We start from the raw sequence: 17833 nt of genomic DNA on the forward strand, positions 1-17833 counted from the left end.
GGGCGACATGGATCAGTTGGGAAACTCCAATCCCATCTCCCGATAGCGCTCCGGGTCGTCGCCCCAGTTCTCGCGCACCTTGACGAACAGGAAGAGATGCACCTTCTGCTCGAGGATCTCGGCGATCTCGGCACGCGCGGCCTGGCCGATGGCGCGGATCGTCTCGCCCTTGTGGCCAAGCACGATCTTCTTCTGGCTCTCGCGCTCGACATAGATGACCTGCTCGATGCGCACCGAGCCGTCCTTCTTCTCCTCCCACTTCTCGGTCTCGATATGCGAGGAATAGGGAAGCTCCTGATGGAGCCTCAGATAAAGCTTTTCGCGCGTGATCTCGGCCGCGAGCTGGCGCATCGGCAGATCGGAGATCTGGTCTTCCGGATAGTACCAGGGACCGGCTGGAAGGGTCTCAGCAAGATAGTCGAGCAGGTCCTTGCAGCCGGAGCCGGTGAGCGCCGAGACCATGAAGGTGCGCTTGAACGGCACTCTTTCGTTCGCTGCCGCGGCCAAAGCAAGCAGCGTCTCCGGCTTGACCCGGTCGACCTTGTTGAGGACGAGCAGCATCGGCTGCTTGACGTCCTTCAGCCGGTCGAGGATCGCGTCGGCGTCGCCTTTGATGCCGCGTTCGGCATCGATCAGCAGCACCACGACATCGGCATCCTTGGCGCCGCCCCAGGCGGTGGTGACCATTGCCGTGTCCAGCCGCCGCCTCGGCTTGAAGATGCCGGGCGTGTCGACGAAAACGATCTGCGCGTTGTCATGCGTGGCGATGCCGCGCACGATGGCTCGCGTGGTCTGCACCTTGTGGGTGACGATCGACACTTTCGCGCCGACCAGCTGATTGACCAGCGTCGACTTGCCGGCATTGGGCGCGCCAATCAGGGCGACGAAGCCTGAGCGCGTAGGAGGCGTTTCGGAGGTTTCGGTGGCGGTCATGCAGCGCTCCATACGCCTTCGCGCAGCAGCAACGCAGCCGCCGCCGCCTGCTCCGCTTCCCGCTTGGAACGGCCGCTGCCGATCGCCGGCGCGAAAGAGCCGACCTTGACGCTGACGGTGAACAGCGGGTCGTGGTCGGGCCCTTCGCGAGCATCCACCCGGTAGGCCGGCACCGCGCCCGACGCCGCCTGGTGCGCCCACTCCTGCAACTCGGTCTTGGCGTCGCGGCGGGCAGCACCGATCGCCTGCGAGCGCGGCTGCCAGTAGCGGTGGATAAACGCGCGGGCGGTCTCAAGGCCACCATCCAGGTAAAGCACGGCGATCAGCGACTCCAGCGCGTCGGCACGCAGATTGGTTCGCTTGCGGCCTTCGAGATTGCGCACGTCGGAGCCGGCGCGGATCAGCTCCGGCAGGCCGATCTCCTCGGCGATCTCGGAGAGCGCCTCGGCATTGACAAGCGCGTTGAGGCGGAGCGACAGCTCGCCCTCGGCGGCATCGGGAAAGGCAGCGAGCAGCATGTCGGCCACGACCAGGCCGAGAACGCGGTCGCCCAAAAATTCGAAGCGTTCGTAGTCGACGCCGGCATGCGTCGAACGCGCGCTGGCATGGGTCAGCGCGCGCTGCAGACGCTGGCGGTCGGCGAAGGCGTGGCCGGTGCGCTCGACAAGCGCTTCGGCAAGGGCATCGGCGGTCAAACGCTTGGTCGCCGCCATGACCTTAGTGGACGAGATGAAACAGGCGGCCGGCACGCATCAGCGACGGCCACTTCCAGATTTCCAACGGGCTGGCGCCATCGGCGATCGAGAAGAAGATGACGTTGGCGCGGCCGACGAGATTCTCGGCCGGCACGAAACCGACGGTGAAGCGGCTGTCGGAGGAATTGTCGCGATTGTCGCCCATCATAAAATAGTGGCCGGGCGGCACGTCGAACTCGCGCGTGTTGTCGCCGATCGAATTGGGCGTCAGATCGAGCGTGTCATAGGTGACGCCGTTGGGCAGCGTCTCGCGATAGACGTCGACGGGACGGTCGACCTCGGTGATGTCGGGATTGTCGATCTGGCCGACCTTTTCGCGCGGCACGGCGGTGCCGTTGATGAAGAGCTGGCCGTCCTTGACCTGGATCTTGTCGCCGGGCAGGCCGACGACGCGCTTGATGTAGTCGACGGACGGATCCGGCGGGAACTTGAACACGACCACGTCGCCGCGCTTGGGCTCAGAGCCCCAGATGCGGCCGGAGAAAATATTGGGGCCGAAGGGCAGCGAGTAGCGCGAATAGCCATAGGCCCATTTGGTGACGAACAGATAGTCGCCTTCGAGCAGCGTCGGCCGCATCGAGCCGGAGGGGATGGAGAAGGGCTGGAACAGCAGCGTGCGGATGACAAGCGCGAGCAGCAGAGCCTGGATGATGACGGAAAAGGTTTCCCCAAGCCCGCCGGATTTCTTCTGCGATTTTTCAGCCACGCTCATGTCGTCCTCGATTGTGCGTTGGTTGGTATAGAGTCTCGGCGCGCGCTGGGCAACGTCATGCCGCCCGTGGTCAGATGGAATCAATGTGGCGCTTGTTCGGCGGGCACTGCCTCGATGATCACAAAGGCTTGAGCAAGTGGAAAATCGTCGGTGATGGTGAGGTGGATCAGCGCATGGTGGCCCTTGGGCAGGATTTTTTCCAGCCTGGCGGCAGCGCCACCGGTGAGCGCCATGGTGGGCGCTCCGCTGGGCAGGTTGACCACGCCCATGTCGCGCCAGAAGACGCCCTCGGCCATGCCGGTGCCAAGCGCCTTGGCGCAGGCCTCCTTGGCGGCGAAGCGCTTGGCGTAGGAAGCGGCACGGGCCGCGCGCTTCTCCGATTTGGCCTGCTCGCCCTCGGTGTAGATACGCTGGATAAAGCGCTGGCCGTGCCGTTCCAGGGACTTCTCAATACGTCTGATGTCGATCAGGTCGCTGCCGATGCCGATGATCATTCCGCGGGAACTTCCCGTCCGCCCTGCCGAGCCTTCCCGGCTCGCTCGGTCATTCGCCGCTGCCGTTGCGCGCGAAAAGCGGTCATGCCCCACCGCGTGACACCATAGAAGACGAGCCCGAAGACCAAGCCGAGGGGCACCGCGCCGAGAAGCATCGGCTCCAGGATCGGGTGCCACAGCTTGGCGAAGGAAAGCGTGTGCATCATTTCCCCGAGATGCTCCGGCGGCCCATGCCTGGGCAGATGTTCATGCAGGATGAGCTTGCCAGTCTCCCAGGACGCGCCCCAGAGCAGCGGGAAGGACAGCGGATTGCCGAAGAACACCGCACCGAGGGCTGCCGCCACCAGATTGCCGGCGATCACCCAGCAGAGCACGGCGGCGATGATGAAGTGGAAGCCTAGCGGGAAGAAGGAGGCGAAAACGCCTGCCGCGACTCCGGCGGCCACCGAATGGGGCGTCGCTTTCAGCCGCAGAATGCGCTTGGAGAAATACTGAACGGAGCGCGAGAACGAGCGGCGCGGCCATAGGTAAGTACGCACCCGCTCCAGGAGGCCATCAGGCTCTCGGCGTCGAAAAAGCACTCTGTTTCGGTTCCTGGTCCAACACACGCTTCCCTGCCAGCCGGGTCGCGCCAACATATCTTGCGCTTCAACGGCGCAGGAAGGCAACAAAACTTTGCTATAGCGGCGATTGCCAGACCACGGAACAGCGAAACGTCGCCGCGATGGTCTGCCGCAGGCTCTTACATGAGCGCCATTCTGGCGAAACTGAGGAAGACTGGGCAAAGCATGTTTGGCCATTCGTCCTTGCGCGACCGCGGCGCCGAGGTATCGGACGCGGTCAGCCCGGGCTTTTCAGCTAAGTTCGATATTCGCTGACCTCGACCAGGTTGTCGTCGGGATCCCGGAAATAGACCGACATCATCCTGCCGCGAGCACCGGTGCGCTCGACAGGTCCGACTTCGACCGCCACACCGTTGGCTTCGAGGCTGGCGCGGATGTCGGCAAGAGGCACCGCAGCAATGAGGCAGAAATCGCCGGAGCCCGGCGTCGGCGCCTTTGCCTTCGGCTCAAAGGTGCGAGCGACCTCGTGCAGATTGATCTTCTGCGATCCGAACAGAAGCGCGGTCGGCCGGCTCGGCTCGTCCAGCCGCCCCATGCCAAGCACGCGCTGATAGAAGTCGCAAGTCGCTTCGACAGACCGGACCGTCAGGACGAAATGATCGATGCCGGCTATCATGGGCCTCTGCGCGCTTCGCTGGCAAAGAGATTCAACCGGCACCCTCAGGTGCTTGTTTTCATTCATCGCCAGGTCAGATATTTCGGCTTCCCGGCTTAACGGCAGGGATGGCGGCAAGTTCCGGCGGCAGGCGGTCGGGCGGGTAGGCCGGCACCTCATATTCGGCGAGCGCAATCAGCGGCACGCCGACATCGGTCTTGCCGGCCGAACGGTCGATGATGCAGGCGGCCGCCACCACCTCGGCGCCGAGCTGGCGCAGGCAGTCGATGGTCTCGCGTATCGAGAGACCCGTGGTGACGATGTCCTCGACAATGACGACGCGCGATCCCTTGGCGATCTCGAAGCGACGCAGCCGGAACTCGCCCCCTTCCCGCTCGACCCAGACCGCCGGCGCGCCGAGATGGCGCGAGGTCTCGTAGGCCGGGATCAGGCCGCCGATCGCCGGGCCGACGACATAGTCGATCCTGCCCGTCACCGCCTCACGAATCTTTTCGGCCAGCGCCTTGCACAGGCGCTCGGTCTTGTCGGCATGCATGAAGACGCGCGCCTTCTGCAGGAAGATGGGGCTGCGCAGGCCGGACGTCAGGATGAAATGCCCTTCGAGAACCGCGCCAGCCTCGCGGAAAATACCCAGCACTTCATCGGTGTTCATTGTTCGCTCCATGCTCTTGGCGAGTGGTGAGTAGTCATTAGTGAGTAGTGAGTCGAAGGATGAATGGTGAATGGTGAATGGCATTGAGAGCAACCTATTCACTATTCACTATTCACTATTCACTATTCACTATTCACTATTCACTATTCACTATTCACTATTCACTATTCACTATTCACTATTCACTATTCACTATTCACTATTCACTATTCACCCATTCACACGCCGTGCGTCGCTGACGCTCGAATTGTCCTTCAGCTGTGACAGCAGCCGGTTGAGGTGCTTCAGGTCCCAAACCTCGAGGTCGATCAGCATCTCGGTGAAATCGGGCGCGGTGCGCACCATCGACAGCGTGTGGATGTTGGCATCGTTGGACGCGACGACCTGCGCGATGTCGGCGAGCGAGCCCGGCGCATTGATGGCTGTGACCGAGATGCGGGCCGGGAAGCGCTCCTTGGTCCGCTCGTCTATATCCCAGCGCACATCGATCCAGCGCTCGGGCTGGTCGTCGAAAGCCTGCAGGGCCGGCGACTGGATAGGATAAATGGTGATACCGGTTCCTGGCTGGATGATGCCGACGATGCGGTCGCCGGGCACCGCCCCTTCCGGCGCGAAGCGCACCGGCAGGTCGCCGCGCACGCCGCGGATGGGCACCGCACCGTCGCGCTGCTGGTCCTTGCCCTTGCGCGCGGCGCGGCCGGGCATCTGGAACAGCATGCCGGCGGCGTTGCGGATCTTCGACCAGCCTTCCTCGCGCTGCTTGGGCGCCGCGACTGTGACGCGCTCGTCCTTGTAGTCGGGGAAGACTGCTTTCATGACATCGGTCGAGGCAAGCTCGCCGCGGCCGACAGAGGCCAGCACGTCCTCTATGTCCTTGCGCGCCAGGCGATGCAGAACCGGCTTCAGGCTTTCCTTGGTGAAGTTCTTGCCGGCGCGCTCGAAGGCGCGTTCGAGGATGCGGGCGCCGAGCCCGGAATATTGCTTGCGGATGGCATTCTTGGTGGCGCGGCGGATGGCGGCGCGCGCCTTGCCGGTGACGACGACCGATTCCCAGGCTGCCGGCGGCACCTGCGCCTTGGAGCGGATGATCTCGACCTCGTCGCCGTTCTTCAACTCCGTCATCAGCGGCATGATGCGGCCGTTGACCTTGGCGCCGACACAGGTGTCGCCGACATCGGTGTGGACGGCATAGGCGAAGTCGATGGGGGTGGCGCCGCGCGGCAGCGCGATCAGCATGCCTTTGGGCGTGAAGCAGAACACCTGGTCCTGGAACAGCTCGAGCTTGGTGTTTTCCAGGAAATCCTCGGGATTGTCGCCCTCGGCCAGTTGCTCGATGGTGCGGCGCAGCCAGGCATAGGCGTTGGTCTCCTTGGAGATCGCGTGCGCTGCGCCGTTCGGCTTGCCGCCGCTGTCCTTGTAGATCGAATGCGCGGCAACGCCGTATTCGGCGATCTTGTTCATCTCGCGGGTGCGGATCTGCAATTCGACGCGCTGGCGCGACGGGCCGACAATGGTGGTGTGGATCGAGCGGTAGTCGTTCTGCTTCGGCGTCGAGATGTAATCCTTGAAGCGCCCGGGCACCATCGACCAGGTGGTGTGGATGGCGCCAAGCGCGCGGTAGCAGTCCTCGACGGTGTCGACGACCACACGGAAGCCGAAGATGTCGGAGAGCTGCTCGAAGGAGAGGGCCTTGGCCTCCATCTTGCGGAACACCGACCAAGGCTTTTTCTGCCGGCTTTTGACGCCGGCTTTGATCGCGTGTTTTTCGAACAGGCCGGACAGCGCCTTCTCGATCTCGTCCAGCACCCCCTTGTTGCGCTCGAAGATCTCGGCGAGCCGCGCGGTGACGGCGCGATAGGCTTCCGGATTGATGTAGCGGAAGGCGATCTCCTCAAGTTCCTCGCGCATGCCTTGCATGCCCATGCGGCCGGCGAGCGGCGCATAGATGTCCATCGTCTCCTCGGCGATGCGCAGGCGCTTGGACTCGGGCATATGGTCGAGCGTGCGCATGTTGTGCAGGCGATCGGCGAGCTTGACCAGCAGAACGCGAATATCCTCGGAGATCGCCAGCAACAGCTTGCGCAGGTTCTCCGCCTGCTCGGCCTTCTTGGAAACGAGGTCGAGCTTCTTCAGCTTGGTCAGTCCCTCGACCAGCTTGCCCATCTCGGGGCCGAACAATTCATCGATCTCGGCCCGGGTCGCGGTTGTGTCCTCGATCGTGTCGTGCAGCAGGGCAACAGCGATGGTCGCCTCGTCCATATGCATCTCGGTGAGGATGGCCGCCACTTCCAGCGGATGCGAGAAATAGGGATCGCCCGAGGCGCGCTTCTGGTGGCCATGCTTTTGCATGGCGTAGACATAGGCCTTGTTGAGCAGCGCCTCATTGACGTCAGGCTTGTAGCGCTGCACGCGCTCGACAAGCTCATACTGACGCATCATGGGCGGGATCTCGCGGTGATGAAATGATTGATGCGCCGCACCGGCGTGCGACGCATCCCATAGATAGCCACGAAACTGACGATACGGAAGTCCCGGATGCTTGATCCAGGCCCGTGTCCAAGAGCTTAGTAGTCGTCGCTCTTTTCCGGCGGCACCAGACCCTCGATGCCGGCGAGCAGGTCTTCCTCACTCATGCGGTCGAAGGCGATGTTCTCTTCGGCATCGTCGGTGTCGGCAGCAGCGGTGGCAGCGCCGGTCTGGTCGGCGATGGCCTCGCCCTCGGCCTCCGGCTCGTCGACCTCGACATGCTTCTGCAGCGAGTGGATCAGGTCTTCCTTGAGGTCGTCCGGCGACAGCGTCTCGTCGGCGATCTCGCGCAGCGCAATGACCGGATTCTTGTCATTGTCGCGAGGAACGGTGATCTGCGCGCCCTGGCTGATCTGGCGGGCACGGTGGCCGGCGAGCAGCACGAGCTCGAAACGGTTGTCGACCTTGTCGATGCAATCTTCAACGGTTACGCGGGCCATGGACTGCCCCTTTCATGCGTGGATTTGATGGAAAACTGGCGGGCTCCATAACAAGGACGCCGCCGAAATACAAGCTTTATGGCGGACACCGCCGAAGCACGAGCCCTTGCCCGGCTCAATACCGGACCTCGCCTTGCTTACCTGGTGCCGATCACAATTGCTTGCAATGCGCGCCCTGCCCTTGGATATCCATAAATCTGGCGTTATCTCGAAAGGGGCGGGAAGAGGGACCATTATCGGGCCTACCCGTCACGTCCTTTTAGACGACAGAAATTTTTGAAAAGGGATATTTTTCAATGTTCGATCCCCGTGAAAAGATCGCTCTTTTCATCGACGGCGCCAACCTCTACGCCACCTCGCGGGCGCTGGGCTTCGACATAGACTACCGCAAGCTTCTGTCGAGCTTTCAGAAACGCGGCTACCTGCTCAGGGCCTATTACTACACCGCGCTGGTCGAGGATCAGGAATATTCCTCGATCCGGCCGCTGATCGACTGGCTGGACTATAACGGCTTCAAGGTGGTGACCAAGCCAGCCAAGGAGTTCACCGACTCGACCGGCCGGCGCAAGATCAAGGGCAACATGGACATCGAGCTCACCGTCGATGCGCTGGAGCTTGCCGATGTCGTCGACCACTATGTCATCTTCTCCGGCGACGGCGACTTCCGCACGCTGGTCGAGGCGCTGCAGCGGCGTGGCCGCAAGGTGTCGATCATCTCGACCATGGCCTCGCAGCCGCCGATGATCTCCGACGACCTGCGCCGCCAGGCCGACCACTTCATCGACCTCATGACGCTGAAGAATGAAGTCGGCCGCGATCCATCGGAACGGCCGGTCCGCCGGCCTGAGCCGGCTGAAGCCGACGAGGACGATTATTGAGCGCGGCAGCCTTGAGCGCCGCGCCCTCCCCCGAGCCTGACCGCGATTGTCCGCTTTGCCCGCGGCTGCACGACTTCATCGCCGCCTGGCGCCAGCGCGAGCCGGGCTGGTTCAATGCACCGGTGCCGACCTTCCTGCCGCCGGAAGGCGAGGACTCGGTCAGGCTCCTCATCGTCGGGCTGGCGCCCGGCCTGCGCGGCGCCAACCGCACCGGGCGTCCCTTCACCGGCGACTATGCCGGCGACCTGCTCTACGCAACGCTGATCGCTCAAGGGTTGGCGCGAGGGGAATTCAAGGCCAGGCCCGATGACGGGCTGGAGCTCGTCGGCACCGCGATCACCAATGCGGTGCGATGCGTGCCGCCGGAAAACAAGCCGGTCGGCGCCGAGATCGCCACCTGCCGGACCTTCCTCAAACCGACGATCGCGCGCTTTGCCAATCTGCGGGCCATCCTGACGCTGGGCTCGATCGCGCATCAATCGACGGTGCGGGCGCTGGGCGGGCGCGTCGCCACCCTTCCGTTCCGCCACGGCGGACGACAGCAGGCCGGCGGCATCACGCTGTTCTCCAGCTATCACTGCTCGCGCTACAACACCAACACCGGTGTGCTGACGGAAGCGATGTTCGTCGATGTGTTCAAGGAGATAGCGGCGTTCCTGAAGAGCTAGAATCCGGCGCCACGGCAAACAGCTCGGAGAGCCTCGCCGGGCCCCCCGTCAGCACATTCAGGTCGACGTCGCCGTCGATGCCGTCGACACGGCCTGTGTCGAGATATTGCCAATAGACCCAGTCATCTTCGTTCAGCGGCCCCCGCACAGAGCGCAGCCAGCGCTGTCGAACCGCGATATGAGCGGCATAGGTCGGCGCCGTCTCATCGGTAATATAGAGAATGGCCGGCTTGCCGTAAGCCGCCTCAACCGGGCCAAGGAATGCCAGCAGTTCGGCGTTCAGCTCGGCGGGCGAAGGGCGTCGGGGACAATTGCCGTGGAACTCGATGTCGACCACCGGCGGCAAGAGCTGCTCGCCGCGCGGCACGACCGAAATGAAGTTCCTGGCCTGGTCGGCACCCGGGCGGCAGAAGGTGAAGAAATGATAGGCGCCGACAGCGAGGCCCGCCGCGCGGGCCTGGCGCAAATTCTCAGCAAAGGCATCATCGACATAGTCACCACCTTCCGTCGCCTTGATGATGGCGAAGACGACATCGTCGGCCGCGACGCGCGGCCAGTCGATCCTGCCCTGGTGATGCGAAACATCGATGCCCCTTATGGGGAATTCGCTGCGATCCGGCGGGAAAGCACGGGGTCGGAAAAAGCCCTCTGCCCATGTGGCAAGCGCCAGAACCACGAAAGCCAAGGCCAGGGCAATCAAGCAGTTCCTCAAGCCTTGGCTCGCTGCTCGCCTTGCCCGCATATCGACGGTGGCTCTATCCGCGCTCCTTAAGGAGCCGTCCCTTCTCGCGCGACCAGTCGCGCTGCTTTTCGGTCTCGCGCTTGTCGTGCAGCTTCTTGCCGCGGGCGATGGCGAGCAGGAGCTTGGCGCGGCCGCGATCGTTGAAATAGATTTTCAGCGGCACCAGCGTCATGCCTTCGCGCTCCACGCTCTGGGCAAGCTTGGCCATCTCGCGCTTGCTGACGAGCAGCTTACGGCGCCGGCGCGGCTCGTGGTTGAAGCGGTTGGCCTGGAGATATTCCGGCAGATAGGAATTGATCAGCCAGATTTCGCCGCCTTCGGCCGAGGCGTAGCTCTCCTGGATGTTCGCCTGGCCCTGGCGCAGCGACTTGACCTCGGTGCCGGTCAGCACCAAGCCGGTCTCGATCGTGTCGAGCACCTCGTAGGAAAAGCGCGCCTTGCGGTTTTCGGCGACCGTCCTGTTGTTGGGGTCGGCTTTCTTGACTTGCTTCATAATGCGGAGAGGTGGCGCCTCGTCCCTAATTAATCAAGCCGGCGTGCTTCAGCGCCGCGTCGAGCTTCTCGGCGGTCGAAGCTTCGACCGTCACCAGCGGCGAGCGGACCACGTTCTCGACCTTGCCCAGCTTCGACAGGGCGTATTTGGCGCCGGACACGCCGGGCTCCACGAAGATCGCTTTATGCAGCGGCAGGAGACGATCCTGCAGTTCTAGCGCCTTGGCGCTGTCGCCGGAGAGCGTCGCTTCCTGGAACTCGGCGCAAAGGCGCGGCGCGACGTTCGACGTCACCGAGATGCAGCCGACGCCGCCATGCGCATTGAAGCCGAGCGCGGACGCATCCTCGCCGGAAAGCTGGATGAAATCCTTGCCGCAGGTCATGCGCTGTTCCGAGACGCGCTCGACCTTGCCGGTCGCATCCTTGACGCCGGCGATGTTCTTGAAGTCGTGGCGCAGCCTGCCCATCGTCTCCGGGGTCATGTCGATCACCGAGCGCGGCGGGATGTTGTAGATGATGATCGGCAGCTTGGTCACCCTGGCAACGGCTGCGAAATGCTCGTAGAGGCCGCGCTGGGTCGGCTTGTTGTAATAAGGCGTGACGACCAGGGCTGCATCGGCGCCTGCCTTTTCGGCATACTGCACCAGGCCGACGGCTTCCTCGGTGTTGTTGGAGCCGGCACCGGCCACAACTGGAACCCTGCCCCTGGCGACCTCGATGCAGACCTTGACGACATTGCGGTGCTCGTCATGCGACAGCGTCGGCGACTCGCCGGTGGTGCCGACGGGCACGAGGCCCTTGGTGCCCTCGGCGATCTGCCATTCGACAAACGCGCGAAAGGCTTTCTCGTCGAAACGCCCGCTCTTTTCGAACGGAGTCACGAGCGCAGTCAGCGAGCCTCTCAGCATATTGTCCAAACTCCTTGAGACTTTGTTGGTCTAAGCATGTCGCTCTCCCAAAGCCGGGTGCCCACTTTGGGCGACATGCATCAGCGTTTTGTCGATGCGTTAATTTCGGCGCCTTCTAATCGAAAGCGAAGCCGCGCACCATAGTCTCGACACGGTTCAGCGGCAAGCATTGCTGTAGTGCCAGCAAGCGTAATTCGAACGGCCTCGATAACCTTTCGTTTACGAGCCTTTCACGACCTAAGTTTAGGCTCCGGGTCGGCCTCGAAGGCCGTGCCTGCTGACAATGTGCCGGGGTGGAACAATGCCGACAAGTCGGCCTCATCTGTTCGCGCTTTTGAGCGCGGCCGTCGCGCTGATACCGGGTATGGCGATCGGCGGCAGCGTCGACGTGCGCGTGACCGCGGCGATTGCCGCGCCGGGCTCGCCGTCGGCCGCGGACCAGGCGCAGCAGCCTCGGCCTCCGGCCAGCATCGCGCAATTGAAGAGCGGACTCGACGCGCTCGCGGTGAACAACATCGCCGCGGCGCGCAATGCTCGCGACACGCTGCCAGCCACGTCGCTCGACCGGCACATCCTGGCCTGGGCGATCGCGCTCTATGGCGGCGACCAGGTGCCGAGCGGCGAGATCGCCGATGCCGCCAAGATGCTGCCTGGATGGCCGGGCACGATCGCGCTGCGCAGGAACAGCGAGCGCGCGCTCTATCGCGAGAACCCGCCGCCGCAAGTGGTGGTGCGGGCCTTCGGCCGCAGCCAGCCGCTGACGCCGGAAGGCGTGATCATCCTTGCCCGCTCGCAGGTGGCGCTGGGCGATCAAGCGGCGGCGCGCGCGGTGCTGGTCCCCTTCTGGCGCACGGAGAAGCTGGATGCCCAGGAGGAGGCTTCCATCATCAGGGAATTCGGCACGCTGATCCCCGCGGCCGATCATCGCTATCGCATGGAGCGCATGTTCTATGCCGACCGGCCGTCCTCGGCGCTGCGCGTCGCCGGCCTTGCCGGCGCCCAGCAACTGGCGGATGCCTGGGTGGCGGTCGATAAAGGCGAAAAAAACGCGGCGAAACTGTTGAAGGCGGTGCCGGCGGCGCAGCGTTCGGCCGGCTATTTCTTCGCCGAGGCAGAATATCTGCGCAAGCAGCAAAAAGTTGCCGATGCCGCGGCAGTGGTGATGAAGGCGCCGACCGATCGCGACGCGCTGGTCGATCCCGATGCCTGGTGGGTGGAGCGGCGCGTTCTTTCGCGCGAGCTGGTCGATCAGGGCGACATAAAGACCGCCTACAAGATCGCCTCCATGCATGCGGCCGAAAGCGCGGCCAGCGCCGCGGAAGCCGAGTTCCATGCCGGCTGGTATGCATTGCGCGGTCTCAACGACCCGGCAGCGGCCGCCTCGCATTTTTCACGCATCGCCGAGCTCGCCCAGGGCCCGGTGTCGCTGTCGCGCGCCTATTACTGGCTTGGCCGCGCTGCGGAAGTCGGCGGCCCGGGCAGCGCCAAGGACTATTTCACCCGGGCAGCCAGCTACGGAACCACCTTCTACGGCCAGCTCGCCGGCGAGCGAGTGGGCCTCAGGACCTTGAGCATCGTCTATCCCACGCCCAGCGCGGCCGACCGCCAAAGCTTCAAGGGCCGCGAGGCAGTGAGCGCGATCAAGCGGCTGCAGGAAGCAGGCTACGACCGCTATGCCGAGACGCTCTACCGCGACCTCGCCGGGCAGTTGACCAGCCCCGGCGAGCTTGCGCTGCTGGCGGGACTTGCCGAAAAACAGGGCAACCACTTCATGGCGCTGAAGGTCGGCAAGATCGCCGCCCAGCGCGGCATCGATGTCGGCGCGCTGTCGCATCCGTTGGGTGTCATTCCCGATTCGGCCGATATCTCCGGCTCCGGCAAGGCGCTGGCCTATGCCATCGCCCGCCAGGAGAGCGAGTTCAATGTCGCGGCGATTTCCAGCGCGGGCGCGCGCGGCCTCTTGCAGTTGATGCCGGGTACCGCCAAGCAACTGGCGAAGAAGGCCGGCATGACCTTCTCGCAAACGCGGCTGACGACCGATGCCGGTTACAACGCGACTCTGGGGTCAGCCTTCCTCGGCGAGCAGCTCGACCGCTTCAACGGCTCCTATGTGCTGACCTTCGCCGGCTACAATGCCGGCCCAAACCGCGCCGCCCAGTGGGTGGCGAAATACGGTGATCCGCGCGGCAAGGACGTGGACGCCGTCGTCGATTGGGTCGAGAGGATCCCCTACACGGAAACAAGAAGTTACGTGCAGCGCGTGATGGAGAATTATGAAGTCTACAAGATGCGTATTTCCGGCAAATACGACATCGTCGGGGATCTGGTGAACGGGCGGAGTTGATCGCCGTGGGGCGTATGCAAGCCTCAGGTTGGCGATCCTTCGCGCCCCCTCTGTCCTGCCGGACAGCCCCCGCACTTGGAGATTGGCAGTTTCGCTGCCGGCTCGTTCATGCCGCTTTGGCGATGGGTAAAAGCTTAGATGACAGTCAATCCCCTTGCGGGGAGATGTCCGACAGAACAGAGGAGATGCTGTCCCGCCAGCGTGGCAAGGTTGTGTAACGTGCCTTCCCATCATTTGACCGCGGCCGCCCTCGCCTGTAGCTGTCGGTCACCTCAGCGAGGAGCAGCATCCGGGTGGCGTACGACGGTTTCTCCGACTTCTTCTATGCCGCACCCGATGGGCTGAAACTGCACGCCCGGATTTATGGCGAGCCGAACGGCGGTGGCTGGCCGATCGTTTGCCTGCCCGGCCTCACCCGCAATGCGCGCGACTTCCATGAGCTCGCGCTTTACCTCTCCGGCAAGGCGAAGACGCCGCGCAAGGTCGTCGCTTTCGACTATCGCGGCCGTGGCCGATCCGACTACGATCCCGACATCAGCCACTACAATGTCGGCGTCGAAGCCGGCGACGTGCTCGCTGGCTTGTCGGCGCTGGGTATCGAAGAGGCTGGCTTCATCGGCACCTCGCGCGGCGGACTCATCATCCATGTGCTCGGCGCGCTGAAGCCGGCCGCGTTGAAAGCCATTGTCCTCAACGATATTGGCCCGGTGATCGAGGCGGAAGGTCTGGCCCATATCCGCTCATATCTCGATCGCGCGCCGAAGCCGAGGACATTCGCCGAGGCAGTCGATGCGCAGCGGCGCGTGCATGGTGGCGGCTTCCCGGCGCTCACCGATGCCGACTGGGCGCGTATGGTTGGCGCCATCTGCCGCGACACGGATGCCGGGCTGGTGCCCGATTTCGATCCTGCCCTGGTCGAGACCCTGGCCAATGTCGACTTCAGCAAGCCACTGCCGGATCTGTGGCCACAGTTCAACGCGCTTGCCGCCGTGCCGTTGCTCGCCATACGCGGCGGCAATTCGACGCTTCTCTCCACCGCGACGATCGAGGAGATGGCAAAGCGTCATCCCGGCATGCAAACGATCACGGTCGAAGGCCAGGGACACGCGCCCTTCCTGGAAACCGGCAACCTGCCGAAGAAGATTGCGGATTTCCTCGATCGCGCCGAAGTCAAGTCCACGCAAAGTAAAGCCCGAGACTAACTCCGCCCCGGGCCTGTTTTTGAAATATAGATTCCCGGCGCGTGGCGTGCCGCCTATTTGCCCTTCGAGCTCTTGCGGCCTGCCTTCGCCGGCTCCGAGCCGCTCTCCTTGCGGGCGGCTTTGGCGGATGAAGGCGTGGTCAACGGGGACGCAAACACCGAGTTCTCCGCCTGGCGCGGCGTCTCTTCGGCGCGCGGCTTCTCCAGCACTACGACGCAGCCATCGAGGTCGTTGGTTGCGAGGTGCGCGTAACGCATGGTCATCGAAAGCGTCTGGTGGCCGAGCCACATCTGCACGCGCCGGATATCGATGCCGCCCTGGACGAGTCTCGAGGCGCAAGTGTGGCGCAGGATATGCGGCACCACTTGCTCATCGGCGCCTAGACCGACTTCGGCCTTCGCCTCGTTCCAGATGGCGCGGTACTGCGCCTGGGTGAGCTTGGTGAACGGACCCTTCGGCCGGCGACCTTCGGTGGTCGGCGGCAGCTTGATCACCTCCTTGACCCGTTCGGTCATCGGGATGGTGCGGCTGCGGCCCGACTTTGTGATCCAGAAGCTGACGCGGTGTTCCTGGATGTCGTTCCAGATCAGGCCAAGCGCCTCGCCGAGGCGGCAGCCGGTGTCGACCAGGAAGACCGAAAGTCGGTAAGCATCTTCGCTGCGGCTCTTGATGGCGGCGAACAGCCTTGTCTCTTCGTCCCTTTCGAGGAAACGAATCCGTCCCGCCCGCTCCTTCTGGCGGCGGAACTCGGGCAGGCTGTGGATATCTCCCATCTTATGAGCCTTGCGCAGCAGCTTGCTGAGTGCAGCCATCTTGCGATTGATGGTTGCGTTGCTGTTCCCGCGCTGGCGCAAGGTACCGATAAGACTGTCCAGGGTGTTCTGGTCAAAGGTGCTGAAACGCTCTCCCAGAAGGATCTCGTCTATTTCACCAATGAATGAGCTGACATTGTATTTATGCCGCCCATCATCCCAGAGTATATCCCGGTATGCTGTAAAGAGCTCACTGACCCTGTACGATTTTACTTCCCGGATCTTGTTATAGGTGTACCTAAATTTCGAATTCTGAGAAGAAAATACCGCAAAATGACCAGAGGGCTCCCCCTCTCGAATCGCTTCATTCGACATTTTTAGCCACACCCCCTGTGGTTAAGGGACCAGCCCTAACCGCTCGGGAGCATCCTTTCAAGAGTTTTCGAGTCTGGTCTCCGACCCCATCCGCCGATGGCGGATCCCACAAAGTCGCTCTACAGACCCGATCAGCTTACCGTTTTCACCCCCGTCCTTTCGTTGCGTTGATCCATCGCGAAAAGCAAAACGGCCCGGGCGCAGAGATGCCCGGGCCGGATTTCAGTTGTAGCAGTCCAGCCCTTAGAAGGAGCGCTGGAAGCGGAGCATGCCGCCGACGCTGTTTTCCTTGTCGGCGTTGGTCCAGTTGGAGACGGAGTCGTCGCCAAGGTGGAGGTAGTCAACTTCGGCGGTCACCGTGAAGCCGGGAACGATGTCGTAGGCGACGTTCGCAGCGACGCCGACGTTCTTGCCATCGTCAGCAGACACCTGGAGGTTGAACGAGGTCTTCTCGTTGAACTTGTAGGTGCCGCCGCCCCACACTGCCCAGTTACCGCTCCACTGCTTGTAGAAGCCGCGGCCGCCAGCGTTGATACCAGTGCCCGGAGCATGGACTTCCAACAGGTTGTCGTCGGTACCGTAGCCAGCCATGATGAACAGCGAGATCGCGTCAGTGGCATTCACGTCCAAGCGGACCTTACCAGCGACTTCTTCATAGTTGCTGTCATAAGCGATGACGCCGCTGATGGCGCCCCAGCCCTGCGTCCACTTCAGGCCGCCGACGACATGCGGAACATAGCTGTCGATCGTGCCGACGACGCCCGAGCCTTCTTCGAGCGAGAGGACGGCGGAGAAGCCGTTGCCGGCGTCGAAGTAGTACTGGACGACGTTGGTGTCGAAGTCGCCGTAGGGAACGAGCGTATCCTGGATGACGTTGCCGGCGTAGCCGATGAACGTGTTGAAGGCCGATTCGTCCTTACCAACTCGGAGGCCACCGAGCTGGATCCAGGCGAAGTTCAGCGAGACGGCCTTGTTGGCGGCGGGGTTGCCGAGCAGGTTCGTAACGGGGGCTGTGGTAGGACCAGTAACAGTGACCTGGCCGTAGTTGTTGCGGTTGCCGAAGTTGAACCGGGTCTCGGTGTAGGTCTTCAAGGTGCCGAGCTCGGTCTCCTGGCCGGTCCAGGTCTTCAGCGTGAAGCGCGCATTCTTGTAGAAGGTGTCCTGCTCGTCACCATCTTGGTGGTCAAAGGACCGCGCGCCGTCGAACGAGCCGACGTCGCCGACGCCGATGTCGTAGCGGACATAGCCGCCGATGCGCAGGCAGGTCTCGGTGCCGGGGATGTAGAAGTAGCCCGAGCCGTACACGTCGCAGATCCTGACGTATTCAGCCGGTTCCGGCTCGGCGACGGTCACCGCGTCGGCGGCGCGAGCACCGGAAACTGCGATCATGGCCGCAGCTGAGCCGAGAAGAAGGCTCTTGATGTTCATTTTCTGACCTCCAGTCAAAAGTTAAAAAACGGGTCTGGGTATTTTTTGCTGAAGGACAGCGTTCCCTGCCCCATCCCCACTTACCGAAAAAGATGCGCACCGCGCCGCTCCTTCGAACGTGACCTTTACCCAGGCGGCGGCGGCGTTCAACTATGATCGTATCGGCAGAAGCCCCGTCCAGACGCTATCACCGGACGTTGTTGCACAAATGACACGATTTGGCCTCACTCCGAAAGTTCTCATTAACCATTAAGGCCTTGCAGTCGGTCGAATCCGGCGAGGGGCGGCCGAAA

At 63.0% G+C, this 17833-nt stretch carries 18 protein-coding genes; 4 read left to right on the forward strand and 14 right to left on the reverse strand.

Annotation, left to right across the window (positions count from 1 at the left end; all coding sequences use genetic code 11):
* Positions 1-12: 12 nt before the first annotated feature.
* The 9 genes from era to rpoZ form a co-directional block, all read right to left on the reverse strand.
* Positions 13-945, reverse strand: coding sequence for a GTPase Era (gene era, locus A9K71_RS16035; RefSeq protein ID WP_197504240.1), 933 nt, complete (start codon positions 943-945; stop codon positions 13-15).
* On the reverse strand, positions 930-1646 hold the full coding sequence (gene rnc / locus A9K71_RS16040; RefSeq protein ID WP_066997455.1) for a ribonuclease III: 717 nt from the start codon (positions 1644-1646) through the stop codon (positions 930-932). The genes era and rnc overlap by 16 nt, the downstream gene beginning before the upstream one ends.
* Before the next feature lie 4 nt (positions 1647-1650).
* The gene (gene lepB, locus A9K71_RS16045) at positions 1651-2400 is read right to left on the reverse strand and encodes a signal peptidase I (protein WP_066997458.1); all 750 of its coding nucleotides are present in this window, start codon (positions 2398-2400) and stop codon (positions 1651-1653) included.
* Positions 2401-2480: 80 nt separating this feature from the next.
* The gene (gene acpS, locus A9K71_RS16050) at positions 2481-2894 is read right to left on the reverse strand and encodes a holo-ACP synthase (RefSeq protein WP_066997461.1); all 414 of its coding nucleotides are present in this window, start codon (positions 2892-2894) and stop codon (positions 2481-2483) included.
* Complete coding sequence (locus tag A9K71_RS16055) at positions 2891-3475, reverse strand: DUF2062 domain-containing protein (protein WP_066997464.1); 585 nt, start codon at positions 3473-3475, stop codon at positions 2891-2893. The genes acpS and A9K71_RS16055 overlap by 4 nt, the downstream gene beginning before the upstream one ends.
* A 277-nt stretch (positions 3476-3752) precedes the next feature.
* Complete coding sequence (locus A9K71_RS16060) at positions 3753-4133, reverse strand: VOC family protein (RefSeq protein ID WP_066997467.1); 381 nt, start codon at positions 4131-4133, stop codon at positions 3753-3755.
* 73 nt (positions 4134-4206) lie between these two features.
* Complete coding sequence (gene pyrE / locus A9K71_RS16065; RefSeq protein WP_066997469.1) at positions 4207-4785, reverse strand: orotate phosphoribosyltransferase; 579 nt, start codon at positions 4783-4785, stop codon at positions 4207-4209.
* 210 nt (positions 4786-4995) lie between these two features.
* Entirely contained in the window at positions 4996-7224 is a 2229-nt protein-coding gene (locus A9K71_RS16070) for a bifunctional (p)ppGpp synthetase/guanosine-3',5'-bis(diphosphate) 3'-pyrophosphohydrolase (protein WP_066997471.1), read from the reverse strand.
* A 125-nt stretch (positions 7225-7349) separates the two neighbouring features.
* Positions 7350-7751 (reverse strand): DNA-directed RNA polymerase subunit omega, encoded by a 402-nt coding sequence (gene rpoZ / locus A9K71_RS16075; protein WP_066997473.1) that lies wholly within the window; start codon positions 7749-7751, stop codon positions 7350-7352.
* A gap of 296 nt (positions 7752-8047) precedes the next feature.
* Between rpoZ and A9K71_RS16080 the strand changes: the two genes are divergently transcribed.
* Entirely contained in the window at positions 8048-8629 is a 582-nt protein-coding gene (locus tag A9K71_RS16080; RefSeq protein ID WP_066997475.1) for an NYN domain-containing protein, read from the forward strand.
* Complete coding sequence (locus A9K71_RS16085) at positions 8626-9297, forward strand: uracil-DNA glycosylase (RefSeq protein WP_164747319.1); 672 nt, start codon at positions 8626-8628, stop codon at positions 9295-9297. Before A9K71_RS16080 ends, A9K71_RS16085 begins: the two co-directional genes overlap by 4 nt.
* Here A9K71_RS16085 and A9K71_RS16090 read toward each other — a convergent pair.
* The 3 genes from A9K71_RS16090 to dapA are packed head-to-tail and all read right to left on the reverse strand — an operon-like array spanning position 9266 to position 11439.
* The gene (locus A9K71_RS16090) at positions 9266-10009 is read right to left on the reverse strand and encodes a GH25 family lysozyme (protein ID WP_066997479.1); all 744 of its coding nucleotides are present in this window, start codon (positions 10007-10009) and stop codon (positions 9266-9268) included. The genes A9K71_RS16085 and A9K71_RS16090 overlap by 32 nt on opposite strands.
* Positions 10010-10052: 43 nt before the next feature.
* Positions 10053-10532: an SsrA-binding protein SmpB gene (gene smpB, locus A9K71_RS16095; RefSeq protein WP_066997481.1), complete on the reverse strand. Its 480-nt coding sequence runs from the start codon at positions 10530-10532 to the stop codon at positions 10053-10055.
* Positions 10533-10557: 25 nt separating this feature from the next.
* Complete coding sequence (dapA, locus tag A9K71_RS16100) at positions 10558-11439, reverse strand: 4-hydroxy-tetrahydrodipicolinate synthase (RefSeq protein WP_066997485.1); 882 nt, start codon at positions 11437-11439, stop codon at positions 10558-10560.
* A 301-nt stretch (positions 11440-11740) separates the two neighbouring features.
* Here dapA and A9K71_RS16105 point away from each other — a divergent pair, with 301 nt between their 5' ends.
* Positions 11741-13783: a lytic transglycosylase domain-containing protein gene (locus A9K71_RS16105; protein ID WP_066997488.1), complete on the forward strand. Its 2043-nt coding sequence runs from the start codon at positions 11741-11743 to the stop codon at positions 13781-13783.
* Positions 13784-14076: 293 nt separating this feature from the next.
* A complete protein-coding gene (locus A9K71_RS16110; RefSeq protein WP_066997491.1) occupies positions 14077-14985 on the forward strand; it encodes an alpha/beta hydrolase in 909 nt (302 codons plus the stop codon).
* A gap of 53 nt (positions 14986-15038) precedes the next feature.
* Here the strand turns inward: A9K71_RS16110 and A9K71_RS16115 are convergent, their stop codons facing one another.
* Together A9K71_RS16115 and A9K71_RS16120 are read right to left on the reverse strand one after the other, a co-directional pair.
* Entirely contained in the window at positions 15039-16112 is a 1074-nt protein-coding gene (locus A9K71_RS16115) for a site-specific integrase (protein ID WP_066997495.1), read from the reverse strand.
* A 243-nt stretch (positions 16113-16355) separates the two neighbouring features.
* Entirely contained in the window at positions 16356-17540 is a 1185-nt protein-coding gene (locus A9K71_RS16120; protein ID WP_066997498.1) for a porin, read from the reverse strand.
* Positions 17541-17833: the final 293 nt, after the last annotated feature.

Source organism: Mesorhizobium sp. WSM3873, from assembly GCF_001672445.1.
Classification (GTDB): domain Bacteria; phylum Pseudomonadota; class Alphaproteobacteria; order Rhizobiales; family Rhizobiaceae; genus Mesorhizobium.